Consider the following 13,166-nt stretch of genomic DNA (forward strand, 5'->3'; position numbering starts at 1 on the left):
GGGCGACAACGTGGCGATGGATGTCGAGCTGATCGCGCCGATCGCCATGGACGAAGGCCTGCGCTTCGCGATCCGCGAAGGCGGCCGCACCGTCGGCGCCGGCGTCGTCGCCAAGGTCATCGCGTAAGCGACGGCTCCGGTCTGTCGCGCGTGCAGGGGCGTAGCTCAACTGGCTAGAGCACCGGTCTCCAAAACCGGGGGTTGGGGGTTCGACTCCCTCCGCCCCTGCCAGCGTGGCGCAGACATTGGGTGAGTTGAAGGTTAGGTAAGAGGCGATGGCGAAGGTCAGTCCGATCGAGTTTATCCGGCAGGTTCGGCAGGAAACTGCCAAGGTGACCTGGCCGAGCCGGAAGGAGACCCTCGTCACCACGGCGATGGTGTTCCTGATGGGACTGGTCGCCGCCTTGTTCTTTTTTGCCGTGGATTCGGTGCTGCGCCTGGTGGTGCAGCTGGTCCTCGGTCTCGGGAGCTGACGATGGCGGCGCGTTGGTACATCGTCCATGTGTATTCGAACTTCGAGAAGAAGGTTGCCCAGGCGATCCGCGATGCCGCGGCGCAGAAGGGCATGAGCGATCTTTTCGAGGAAGTGCTGGTGCCGACCGAGGAAGTGGTGGAAGTCCGCCGCGGCCAGAAGGTCAATGCCGAACGCAAATTCTTCCCCGGCTATGTGCTGGCGAAGATGGAAATGACCGATGAGAGCTATCATCTCGTCAAGAATACGCCGAAGGTCACCGGCTTCCTGAGCTCTGGCGGCAAGCCGTCGCCGATCACGGAAGCCGAGGCGCAGCGCATCGCCAACCAGGTGAAGGAGGGTGTCGAGCATCCGAAACCTTCCGTCACCTTCGATGTCGGCGAGCAGGTGCGGGTGGCCGACGGTCCGTTCACGTCGTTCTCCGGCGTGGTGGAGGAAGTCGACGAAGAGCGCGCCCGCCTCAAGGTGGCGGTGTCGATCTTCGGTCGCGCCACCCCGGTGGAGCTGGAATACAGCCAGGTCGAGAAGCTCTGACCTGACTGCCGAGTACCCGGGCGCGTATCGGCCCGGTTCACCGCGTGGGAGGCTGCCAGGGTCCATTCGCCGGACCGGACGCCGCCGTACCGCGCCTCCGCTGACTGGAGGGCAATGCCGCTCCGAGGCAGGAAAGGACTGAGAGTATGGCGAAGAAGATTGAAGGCTACATCAAGCTGCAGGTTCCGGCCGGCAAGGCCAACCCGTCGCCGCCGATCGGCCCGGCCCTGGGCCAGCGCGGCGTCAACATCATGGAATTCTGCAAGGCGTTCAACGCGCAGACCAAGGATCTCGAGCAGGACATGCCGATCCCGGTGGTGATCACCGTGTATTCGGACCGCTCGTTCACCTTCATCACCAAGACCCCGCCGGTGACCTTCTTCCTGAAGAAGGCTGCCAAGATCAAGTCCGGCGCCAAGCTGACCGGCCGTGGCGAGAAGGTGGGCGCGGTGACCATGGATCAGGTGCGCGAGATCGCCAAGCAGAAGATGAAGGATCTCAACGCTCACGACATCGATGCCGCCTGTCGCATGATCGTCGGTTCGGCCCGCTCCATGGGCCTGGACGTTCACGGCGAATAAGGGGAGATCAGGACATGAGCAGCAAGGGCAAGCGTTACACCGCCGTCGCCAAGACCGTGAACCCCGACAAGCGCTACGGCGTGGACGAGGCGGTCAAGCTGGTGAAGGCCGCCGCCAAGGCGAAGTTCGACGAGACCATCGAGATCGCGATGAATCTCGGTGTCGATCCGCGCCATGCCGACCAGATGGTCCGCGGCGTCGTCACCATGCCGTCGGGCACCGGCAAGACCGTGCGCGTCGCCGTCTTCGCCAAGGGGGCGAAGGCCGAGGAGGCCCAGAAGGCCGGCGCCGACCTGGTCGGTGCCGACGATCTGGCCGAAATCATCAATGGCGGCAAGATCGAGTTCGACCGCTGCATCGCCACTCCGGACATGATGGCGGTGGTCGGCAAGCTGGGTAAGGTGCTGGGCCCGCGCGGCCTGATGCCGAATCCGAAGCTGGGCTCGGTCACCATGGATGTCGCCGGCGCCGTCAAGGCGGCCAAGGGCGGCCAGGTCGAGTTCCGCGTCGAGAAGGCGGGCCTGATCCATGCCGGTATCGGCAAGGCATCGTTCACCGAGGCGCAGATTCTCGCCAACGTGAAGGCCTTCATCGATGCCGTGCTCAAGGCCAAGCCGACCGGCGTGAAAGGTCATTACGTGAAGAAGATCGCGCTCAGCTCGACCATGGGTCCGGGCGTGCGCATCGAGCTGAGCGATGCGCTCGGCGGCGGCACCGAGAAGGCGGCCGCCTAAGACGTGACGAGTTTCGCCGGGCCTTCTTCGGGAAGGGCCGGCGAAGCGGCGCCTCTTTCGGCTTCGGCCGGGGACGTGTCCGCATCCTGTCCGAGACTGCAGGCGACCGGAGGCTTCGGCCGAAGGACTTAAGGGTACGCCACCTGCATAGACGGGGAAGAGAGCTTTCACGGGTCCGGCTGCGGCCGGGCTCAGGAAGGTTCGAGCCCTGGGACAGGCGAACCGGGTGATCGGTTTGCCGCAACCGGCCGAGCTGGAGACAGCGACAGCCGGAGCGACAGGTCGGTCGCTCAAGTGCCAGACAGACCGGATGCGCTCCGCAAGGAAACCACCCGGTTCTTGTTAGGGAGACGAGCAGTGGATCGTGCTCAAAAACAGGAGATGGTGACCTCGCTCAACGCGGTCTTCAAGAAGGCCGAGGTTGTCGTGGTAACCCAGAACGACGGTCTGACCGTTGCTCAGGTGACTGAGCTGCGCCGTCAGATGCGTGCCGCTGGCGCCAGCTTCAAGGTCGCGAAAAACCGGCTTGTCTGCCTTGCCCTCGAGGGCACCGCCTACGCACCCCTGAAGAATCTCTTCAAGGGCCCGACCGGCATCGCTTATGCGAATGACCCGGTCGCGGCAGCGAAGGTCGCCGTGGAGTTCGCCAAGAAGAACGACAAGTTCGTCGTTGTCGGCGGCGCCATGGGCGAAACCGTGCTGAATGCGGAAGGTGTGAAGTCGTTGGCGAGTCTGCCGTCGCTCGATGAGCTGCGCGGCAAGATCATCGGCCTGCTCAACGCGCCTGCGACCAAGGTCGCCGGTGTCGTGCAGGCGCCGGCTGGCCAGTTGGCCCGCCTGCTCAACGCCTACGCCACCAAGGGTTAAGGCTGAAAGCCGAACCGTAACAGTCCAACCAGGTATCGAACCTAAACTATCGGAGTCACTGAAATGGCTGATTTGAACAAGATCGTCGACGAGCTGTCGACCCTGACCGTCCTCGAAGCCGCCGAGCTCGCCAAGCTTCTCGAAGAGAAGTGGGGCGTTTCGGCCGCTGCCCCGGTTGCCGTTGCCGCTGCCGGCGGCGGCGCTGCCGCTCCGGCCGCCGAGGAGAAGACCGAGTTCAACGTGATCCTCGCCGACGCGGGCGCCAACAAGATCAACGTGATCAAGGAAGTGCGCGCGATCACCGGCCTGGGCCTCAAGGAGGCCAAGGACCTGGTCGAGGGCGCGCCGAAGGCGGTCAAGGAAGGCGTCAACAAGGACGAGGCCGCCAAGCTCAAGGCCCAGCTGGAAGGCGCCGGCGCCAAGGTCGAGGTCAAGTAAGTCTCGATCCAGTTGCTTACGGGCGGGGCCGGTCCGGCGTGGACCTGCCCCGGTTCCCGCACCAGTCAGTACCACGCTCCTGGCCGCCGCAGGGTTTCGGCGGACCAACGATACCGGATCTGGGCGCGGCGATCGCCCGGCGGGATATGGGCCCGCGAAACTCATCGCTTTCCGGATCGTTCGCAGTCTCCCCCGGAGGCTGCCCTGAGATGAGAGATTAGGAACAGACATGACCTTGTCGTTCACCGGCCGCAAGCGCGTTCGCAAGAGCTTCGGGCGCATCCCGAGCGTAACCTCGATGCCCAACCTGATCGAGGTGCAGAAAAGCTCCTATGACAGCTTCCTGATGATGGGCGATGACGCCGCGACGCGGCCCGATGCGGGCCTGCAGGGCGTCTTCAAGTCGGTGTTCCCGATCAAGGATTTCTCCGAGACGTCGTCGCTGGAATTCGTGAAGTACGAGTTCGAGGCGCCGAAATACGACGTTGACGAATGCATGCAGCGCGGCATGACCTATGCCGCGCCGTTGAAGGTGACGCTGCGCCTGATCGTCTTCGAGGTCGATCCCGACACCCAGGCCAAGTCGGTGCTCGATATCAAGGAGCAGGATGTCTACATGGGCGACATGCCGCTCATGACCGACAAGGGCACCTTCATCATCAATGGCACCGAGCGTGTCATCGTCAGCCAGATGCACCGCAGCCCGGGCGTGTTCTTCGATCACGACAAGGGCAAGACCCATTCCTCGGGCAAGTATCTCTACACTGCCCGCGTGATCCCGTATCGCGGTTCGTGGCTGGATTTCGAGTTCGACGCCAAGGACATCGTGCATGTCCGCATCGACCGTCGCCGCAAGCTGCCGGTCACCACGCTGTTCTTCGCGCTTGGCCTGACCCAGGAAGAGATCCTGGACGCCTTCTACAAGAAGGCGATCTACAAACATGACAAGAAGGGCTGGCGCACCGATTACAATGCCGAGCGCATGCGCGGCATCCGCCTGAATTCCGACCTGATCAACGCCAAGACCGGCAAGGTTGCGGTCGAGGCCGGCACCAAGCTGACCCCGCGTCTGGCCAAGAAGCTGGCCGAGGACGGCCTGAAGGAACTGCTGGTCACCCCGCAGGATATGGCCGGCAAGTACAACGCCCTCGACATCATCAACGACACCACCGGTGAAATCTATCTCGAGGCGGGCGAGGAGCTCGACGTCAAGAAGATCGAGATGCTGGAAGCTGCTGGCATCGAGCAGATTTCGGTGCTGGATGTCGACCATGTGACCATCGGGTCCTACATCCGCAACACCATGGTGGCGGACAAGAACCAGAACCGCGAGCAGGCGCTGTTCGAGATCTACCGCGTCATGCGTCCGGGCGAGCCGCCGACGATGGATACCGCGGAGGCACTGTTCCACGGGCTGTTCTTCGATTCCGAGCGCTATGACCTGTCGGCGGTCGGCCGCGTCAAGATGAATGCCCGCCTCAACCTCGAAGCCGAAGACACCGTCCGCGTGCTGCGCACCGAGGATATCCTCGCCTGCGTGCGCACCCTGACCGAGCTGAAGGATGGCCGCGGCGAGATCGACGACATCGACCATCTCGGCAACCGCCGCGTCCGTTCGGTCGGCGAGCTGATGGAGAACCAGTACCGCATCGGCCTGCTGCGCATGGAGCGTGCGATCCGCGAGCGCATGAGCTCGGTGGACATCGACACCGTGATGCCGCACGACCTGATCAATGCCAAGCCGGCGGCGGCGGCGGTGCGCGAGTTCTTCGGTTCCAGCCAGCTCTCGCAGTTCATGGACCAGACCAACCCGCTCAGCGAGATCACGCACAAGCGTCGCCTGTCGGCGCTCGGCCCGGGCGGTCTGACCCGCGAGCGCGCTGGTTTCGAAGTGCGCGACGTGCACCCGACCCATTACGGCCGCATCTGCCCGATCGAGACGCCGGAAGGCCCGAATATCGGTCTGATCAACTCGCTGGCGACCTATGCCCGCGTCAACCAGTACGGCTTCATCGAAAGCCCGTACCGGCGCATCCGCGATGGCAAGATCACCGATGAGGTGGTCTATCTGACCGCGATGGAAGAGGGCAAATACACCATCGCCCAGGCCAATGTCGAAATCGACGCCAAGGGCAAGCTGGCCGGCGATCTGGTGTCCTGCCGCTGCAACGGCGACTTCGTGATGACCCGCCCCGAGGGCGTCGACTTCATGGACGTTTCGCCCAAGCAGCTGGTTTCGGTGGCTGCGGCGCTGATCCCGTTCCTCGAGAACGACGACGCCAACCGCGCGCTGATGGGCTCGAACATGCAGCGTCAGGCGGTGCCGCTGATCCGCGCCGAGGCGCCGCTGGTCGGCACCGGCATGGAAGAAGTGGTGGCCCGCGATTCCGGCGCCACCATCGTGGCGAAGCGCTCGGGCGTCGTCGACCAGATCGACGGCACCCGCATCGTGGTGCGCGCCACCGACGAGACCGACATGTCGAAGTCGAATGTGGATATCTACAAGCTGCTGAAGTTCCAGCGCTCGAACCAGAATACCTGCATCACCCAGCGTCCGCTGGTGAAGGTGGGCGACGTGGTGAAGGCCGGCGACATCATCGGCGACGGCCCGTCGACCGAGCTGGGCGAGCTGGGCCTCGGCCGCAACGTGCTGGTCGCGTTCATGCCGTGGAACGGCTACAACTTCGAAGACTCGATCCTGATCTCCGAGCGGATTGCCAAGGACGACGTCTTCACCTCGATCCATATCGAGGAATTCGAGGTGATGGCCCGCGATACCAAGCTGGGGCCTGAGGAAATCACCCGCGACATCCCGAATGTCGGCGAGGAAGGCCTCAAGAATCTCGACGAGGCCGGCATCGTCTATATCGGCGCCGAGGTGCATCCGGGCGACATCATGGTCGGCAAGATCACGCCGAAGGGCGAAAGCCCGATGACCCCGGAAGAGAAGCTGCTGCGGGCCATCTTCGGCGAGAAGGCCTCGGATGTGCGCGACAGCAGCCTTCGCGTGCCGCCGGGCGTCTCCGGCACCATCGTGGAAGTGCGTGTTTTCTCCCGCCACGGCGTCGAGAAGGACGAGCGCGCGCTGGCCATCGAGCGGGCCGAGATCGAGCGTCTGGCCAAGGATCGCGATGACGAGAAGGCGATCATCGAACGTTCGATCTACGGCCGTCTGCGCGAGCTGCTGCTCGGCAAGCAGGCCGAGAAGGGGCCGAAGGGCTTCAAGGACGGCGGCAAGATCTCCGAAGCCGTGCTTGAGGAACTGACCCCCGGCCAGTGGTGGCAGATCGATCTCAAGAACGAAAAGAACATGGCCGACATCGAGGCCCTGAAGAAGCAGTATGATGCGGCCACCACCCGCATCCAGAAGCGCTTCGAGGACAAGGTCGAGAAGCTGCAGCGCGGCGACGAACTGCCGCCGGGCGTGATGAAGATGGTCAAGGTCTTCGTAGCGGTGAAGCGCAAGCTGCAGCCGGGCGACAAGATGGCCGGCCGCCACGGCAACAAGGGCGTCATCTCCCGCATCATGCCGGAAGAAGACATGCCTTATCTCGAGGATGGCCAGCCGGTAGACATCGTGCTGAATCCGCTAGGCGTACCCTCGCGCATGAATGTCGGCCAGATTCTGGAGACCCATCTGGGCTGGGCTTCGGCCGGCCTCGGTCGCCAGATCGGCGACATGCTCGACAAGGTGCGCCGCAACTCGGCCAAGGCCGAAGAGCTGCGCAAGGTGCTGAAGTCGGTCTACTCGAAGCAGGAATATGCCGAGAAGATCAACGACCTCGGCGACGAGCAGGTGATCGAGCTGTGCGACAATCTGCGTCGCGGCGTGCCGATGGCCACCCCGGTCTTCGACGGCGCCCATGAACCGGACATCGTCGAGATGCTGGAGAAGGCCGGCATGGACAAGTCGGGTCAGGTCACCCTGATCGACGGCCGTACCGGCGAAGCCTTCGACCGCAAGGTCACGGTCGGCTACATCTACATGCTGAAGCTGCACCACCTGGTCGACGACAAGATCCATGCCCGCTCGATCGGCCCGTACTCGCTGGTCACCCAGCAGCCGCTGGGCGGCAAGGCGCAGTTCGGTGGTCAGCGTTTCGGCGAAATGGAGGTCTGGGCCCTGCAGGCCTATGGCGCCGCCTATACCCTGCAGGAGATGCTGACGGTCAAGTCGGACGACGTTGCCGGCCGCTCGAAGGTCTACGAGGCCATCGTGCGCGGCGACGACAACTTCGAGGCCGGTATCCCCGAGTCGTTCAACGTGCTGGTCAAGGAGATGCGGTCGCTCGGCCTGAATGTCGAGCTGTCGCAGCGCTCCTACTGATCATCGCGAAACGCATTCTCCACGAGGAGACGACACCATGAACGAGCTTAGCAACGTTTTCGGCCAGCCGCAGGGCGCCCAGAGCTTCGACCAGATCCAGATCTCGATCGCCAGCCCGGAGCGCATCCGCTCCTGGTCCTACGGCGAGATCAAGAAGCCGGAAACCATCAACTACCGCACCTTCAAGCCTGAGCGGGACGGCCTGTTCTGCGCCCGCATCTTCGGCCCGATCAAGGACTACGAGTGCCTGTGCGGCAAGTACAAGCGCATGAAGTATCGCGGCGTGATCTGCGAGAAGTGCGGTGTCGAGGTCACACTGTCCAAGGTCCGGCGCGAGCGCATGGGCCATATCGAGCTGGCCTCGCCGGTGGCGCATATCTGGTTCCTCAAGTCGCTGCCCTCGCGCATCGGCCTGATGCTGGACATGACGCTGAAGGACCTCGAGCGCATCCTGTATTTCGAGAATTACGTGGTGGTCGAGCCGGGCCTCAGCCCGCTGAAGCAGTTCGACCTGCTGACTGAAGAGCAGCTCTACCGCGCCCAGGAAGAGTATGGTGATGACGCTTTCGTCGCCAAGATTGGCGCCGAGGCGATCCGCGACCTGCTGACCGCCATCGATCTCGAAAAGGAACGCGAGAATATCCGCGAGGAGCTGGCCGAGACGACGTCGGAACTGAAGCCGAAGAAGCTGGTCAAGCGGCTCAAGCTGATCGAGTCCTTCATCGATTCCGGCAATCGTCCGGAGTGGATGGTGCTCACCGTCGTGCCGGTGATCCCGCCCGAGCTGCGCCCGCTGGTGCCGCTGGATGGCGGCCGCTTCGCCACTTCGGACCTCAACGATCTGTACCGTCGCGTCATCAACCGCAACAACCGCCTGAAGCGGCTGATCGAACTGCGCGCGCCGGATATCATCGTGCGCAACGAAAAGCGCATGCTGCAGGAATCGGTCGATGCGCTGTTTGACAATGGCCGCCGCGGCCGCGTCATCACCGGTGCCAACAAGCGCCCGCTGAAGTCGCTCAGCGACATGCTGAAGGGCAAGCAGGGCCGCTTCCGCCAGAACCTGCTCGGCAAGCGCGTCGACTATTCCGGCCGTTCGGTCATCGTGGTCGGCCCGGAGCTGAAGCTGCATCAGTGCGGCCTGCCGAAGAAGATGGCGCTGGAGCTGTTCAAGCCGTTCATCTACTCCAAGCTTGAGCTGCGTGGCCTGGCCGCCACCGTCAAGATGGCCAAGAAGATGGTCGAGAAGGAGCGGCCCGAGGTCTGGGATATCCTCGAGGAGGTGATCCGCGAGCATCCGGTGCTGCTGAACCGCGCACCGACGCTGCACCGCCTGGGCATCCAGGCCTTCGAGCCGACCCTGATCGAAGGCAAGGCGATCCAGCTGCATCCGCTGGTCTGTGCGGCCTTCAACGCCGACTTCGACGGCGACCAGATGGCGGTGCACGTGCCGCTGTCGCTGGAGGCCCAGCTCGAGGCCCGCGTGCTGATGATGTCGACCAACAACATCCTCAGCCCGGCCAACGGCAAGCCGATCATCGTGCCGTCACAGGATATCGTGCTCGGCCTGTATTACACCTCGATGGAACGCGCCAGCCCGCTGGGCAACCGCGTCCAGATCAAGGATCCGGCCGTACTGATCAAGGCCTGGGCGGAAGATGACGTCATCGTCTATGACGCCAAGACCCATGTCGAGCTGCCGAAGACTACGGTCAAGGCGGAAGCCGAGCGGATCATTGCGTCCGGCGCGCTGATCGAGAAGACCCCGGTCTTCACGACGGTTGCCGAAATCCAGCAGGCACTGGATGCCAAGGCGATCACCCTGCATCACCGGATCAAGGCCCGCCTGCATACGGTGGATGCCGAGGGTGAACCGATCATCGCCCGCGTCACCACCACGCCTGGCCGCATGCTGCTGAGCGAGATCCTGCCCAAGCACAAGAATGTGCCGTTCCGGGTGATCAACCAGCTGCTGACCAAGAAGGAGATCACCAACGTCATCGACGTGGTGTATCGCCATTGCGGCCAGAAAGAGACCGTCATCTTCTGCGACCGCATGATGGCGCTCGGCTTCACCCGCGCCTTCAAGGCCGGCATTTCCTTCGGCAAGGACGACATGGTCGTGCCGATGGCGAAGGAAGGGCTGATCGAGGAGACCCGCAAGCTGGTCGGTGAATACGAGCAGCAGTACCAGGACGGTCTGATCACCCAGGGCGAGAAGTACAATAAGGTCATCGACGCCTGGGCGCAGTGCACCGATCGTGTTGCCGACGAGATGATGAAGATCATCCAGACCGATATCGACCAGGAAACCGGCAAGCGCAAGGGCATCAACTCGATCTGGATGATGGCCCATTCCGGCGCCCGCGGTTCGGCGGCGCAGATGAAGCAGCTGGCCGGCATGCGCGGCCTGATGGCCAAGCCGTCGGGCGAGATTATCGAAACGCCGATCATCTCGAACTTCAAGGAAGGCCTCACCGTGCTCGAGTACTTCAACTCGACCCACGGCGCCCGCAAGGGTCTGGCCGACACCGCGCTGAAGACCGCCAACTCCGGTTACCTGACCCGCCGCCTCGTCGACGTGGCGCAGGACTGCATCATCACCGAGGAGGATTGCGGCACCGAGCGCGGCCTGACCGTGCGCGAGGTGGTCGAGGGCGCCGAGGTGATCGCCACTCTGGGCGAGCGCATTCTCGGCCGCAGCGCGGCGACCGACGTCAAGCACCCGCTTTCGGGCGACGTGCTGGTGGCGGCCGGCGAGCTGATCGAGGAACGCGATGTCGACCGTATCGAGACGGCTGGCGTCGAAAGCGTCCTGATCCGTTCGGTGCTGACCTGCGACAGCCAGGTCGGCGTCTGCGGCAAGTGCTACGGCCGCGACCTGGCCCGCGGCACGCCCGTCAACATCGGCGAGGCGGTCGGCGTGATCGCCGCCCAGTCGATCGGCGAGCCGGGTACCCAGCTGACCATGCGCACCTTCCATATCGGCGGCACGGCCCAGGTGGCCGAGCAGTCGAGCCTGGAAGCCGCTTACGACGCAACCATCAAGATCGTCAACCGCAATCTCGTTACCGACAGCCAGAACCGCTTCGTGGTGATGGGGCGCAACTGCGAGGTTGTGCTGGTCGACGCCAATGGCCGCGAGCGCGCCCGCCACAAGGTGCCCTACGGTGCCCGCCTGGTGGCCGACGAGGGCGGCAGCGTCAGGAAGGGCCAGCGCATCGCCGAGTGGGATCCGTATACCCGCCCGATCATCACCGAACGCGAGGGTATCGTGAACTATCGCGACCTCGTCGAGGGCGTGTCGATGCGCGAGGCGACCGACGAGGCGACCGGCATTTCCTACAAGGTCGTCTCCGACTGGAAGCAGAACCCGAAGGGCAGCGAGCTGCGTCCGCGCATCACCCTGCGTGACAACAAGGGTGAGGTTCTGACCCTGGTGAGTGGTGCCGAGGCCCGCTACTACCTGTCGGCAGACGCGATCCTGTCGGTCGAGGACGGCGCCCAGGTCCATGCGGGCGACGTACTTGCCCGTATCCCGGTGGAAGGCACCAAGACCCGCGACATCACCGGCGGTCTGCCGCGAGTGGCAGAGTTGTTCGAGGCCCGGCGTCCGAAGGACCATGCGGTGATCGCGGAGATCGATGGCCGTGTCGAGTTCGGCAAGGACTACAAGGCCAAGCGGCGCCTGCTGCTGAAGCCGGCCGAGGAGGGTGCGGATCCGATCGAATACCTGATCCCGAAGGGCAAGCACATTGCCGTGCAGGAAGGCGACTTCGTGCGCAAGGGCGAGCATCTGCTCGATGGCAACCCGGCGCCGCACGATATCCTGAAGGTGATGGGCGTCGAGGCACTGGCCAACTATCTCGTCAACGAGATCCAGGAGGTCTATCGTCTGCAGGGCGTGAAGATCAACGACAAGCACATCGAGGTGATCTGCCGCCAGATGCTGCAGAAGGTCGAGATCACCGATCCTGCCGATACCACCTTCCTGATCGGCGAGCAGGTCGACCGCAGCGAGTTCGACGAGGTCAATGCCAAGACCGAGGCCGAGGGCCGCAAGATCGCCAAGGGCATGCCGGTTCTGCTCGGCATCACCAAGGCGAGCCTGCAGACCCGCTCGTTCTTCTCGGCGGCGTCCTTCCAGGAGACCACCCGCGTGCTTACCGAGGCTGCCGTTGGCGGCAAGGTGGACAAGCTGGTCGGCCTCAAGGAGAACGTCATCGTCGGCCGTCTGATCCCGGTCGGCACCGGCGCCCTGATGAGCCGCATGAAGTCGCTGGCCGCCCAGCGCGACCGCGATTTCGCGGATGCGCTGGAAAGCGAGCTGCAGGCTGCGGTCGGCGACGCCGCCGACTGAGCCTGAACGGAAACCACGCAGAGATGCTGCGTCAGAAGGGGAGCGGCTTCGCGGCCGCTCCCTTTCTTTTTGTGCTGCTTCTGCTGGCCGGCCCGGCAGCAGCGCAGGATCTGGTACCCGGGACGACCCTGGCCCATGGTGCCGGGGCGATCCGGCAGGCCTGGTTCGCCGCGCCCACCACGCGCTATCCCCATGGCGCGCTGGGCGACCCGGTCGAGGCTGGGGCCTTGGTGCTGCGCAATCCCGCCGGTGCCGATTATCGCCTGACCCTGCCGGAAGAGCGTGTCTTCGAGGATCTGGTCCCGCGGCTTGTGACCGCCGGCGGGCTTGGCGATGCCGCCATGGTGATCGAGAGCGACCGCGACCAGGGCGCCCGGCTGGCCTTCTACGGCCTGTGGCAGGAACAGGTGGTCCTGCTGGCTGCCACCCCCTTCATTGGGCGAAGCAACCGCTGGCTGGCACCGGTCGGCATCGGCGATTTCGACGGCGATGGCCGGGCGGAGGAAGTGGCGCTGGTGGCGATGCCGCATCTGGCCGGCCTGCTGCGGGTCTATCGCCTGCAGGCGGGCACGCTGCCGCTGCTGGCCGAGGCGGCCGGTTACAGCAACCATGTCTATGGCCGGGCCGAGATCGCCATGTCGGCCGTGATGAAGGCGGCAGGCCGTGATCTGATCCTGGTGCCCGACCGCGGGCGGCGGCGCCTGCTGCGGCTGTCGCTGCGCGATGGCCGGCTGGCAGAGGAAGAGGGCGCGGGACAGGAACTGCCCGCAGCCCTGCGGCGCCTGCGTCCCGAAGGCGCCGGTTTCACGGCCGAACTGGACGACGGCCGGGTCATCCCCGTGCCGCCCTGAGG

At 64.3% G+C, this 13,166-nt stretch carries 9 protein-coding genes, 1 tRNA gene and 1 pseudogene; all 11 read left to right on the top strand.

Annotated elements, in window-relative coordinates; genetic code table 11:
- Positions 1–127: pseudogene (gene tuf, locus ACEQZY_RS14100) on the top strand (elongation factor Tu); the annotation flags it as partial.
- 27 nt (positions 128–154) lie between these two features.
- A tRNA-Trp gene (locus ACEQZY_RS14105) sits at positions 155–231 on the top strand.
- 44 nt (positions 232–275) lie between these two features.
- Positions 276–473, top strand: coding sequence for a preprotein translocase subunit SecE (secE, locus tag ACEQZY_RS14110; protein WP_341703634.1), 198 nt, complete (start codon positions 276–278; stop codon positions 471–473).
- Between the two features lie 2 nt (positions 474–475).
- Positions 476–1,006, top strand: coding sequence for a transcription termination/antitermination protein NusG (gene nusG / locus ACEQZY_RS14115; protein ID WP_341703633.1), 531 nt, complete (start codon positions 476–478; stop codon positions 1,004–1,006).
- 146 nt (positions 1,007–1,152) lie between these two features.
- Positions 1,153–1,587, top strand: a complete 435-nt coding sequence (gene rplK / locus ACEQZY_RS14120) for a 50S ribosomal protein L11 (protein WP_341703632.1) — start codon at positions 1,153–1,155, stop codon at positions 1,585–1,587.
- A gap of 14 nt (positions 1,588–1,601) precedes the next feature.
- Entirely contained in the window at positions 1,602–2,321 is a 720-nt protein-coding gene (rplA, locus tag ACEQZY_RS14125) for a 50S ribosomal protein L1 (protein WP_341703631.1), read from the top strand.
- 357 nt (positions 2,322–2,678) lie between these two features.
- Entirely contained in the window at positions 2,679–3,188 is a 510-nt protein-coding gene (gene rplJ / locus ACEQZY_RS14130) for a 50S ribosomal protein L10 (RefSeq protein ID WP_341703630.1), read from the top strand.
- Between the two features lie 63 nt (positions 3,189–3,251).
- Positions 3,252–3,626: a 50S ribosomal protein L7/L12 gene (gene rplL, locus ACEQZY_RS14135; RefSeq protein ID WP_341703629.1), complete on the top strand. Its 375-nt coding sequence runs from the start codon at positions 3,252–3,254 to the stop codon at positions 3,624–3,626.
- A 229-nt stretch (positions 3,627–3,855) separates the two neighbouring features.
- Positions 3,856–7,953, top strand: a complete 4,098-nt coding sequence (rpoB, locus tag ACEQZY_RS14140; protein ID WP_370155299.1) for a DNA-directed RNA polymerase subunit beta — start codon at positions 3,856–3,858, stop codon at positions 7,951–7,953.
- Between the two features lie 37 nt (positions 7,954–7,990).
- Positions 7,991–12,313, top strand: coding sequence for a DNA-directed RNA polymerase subunit beta' (gene rpoC / locus ACEQZY_RS14145; protein ID WP_370155301.1), 4,323 nt, complete (start codon positions 7,991–7,993; stop codon positions 12,311–12,313).
- Between the two features lie 23 nt (positions 12,314–12,336).
- Positions 12,337–13,164, top strand: coding sequence for a hypothetical protein (locus tag ACEQZY_RS14150; protein ID WP_370155303.1), 828 nt, complete (start codon positions 12,337–12,339; stop codon positions 13,162–13,164).
- Positions 13,165–13,166: the final 2 nt, after the last annotated feature.

This window comes from Ferrovibrio sp. (assembly GCF_964218355.1).
Taxonomy (GTDB): Bacteria; Pseudomonadota; Alphaproteobacteria; order Ferrovibrionales; family Ferrovibrionaceae; genus Ferrovibrio.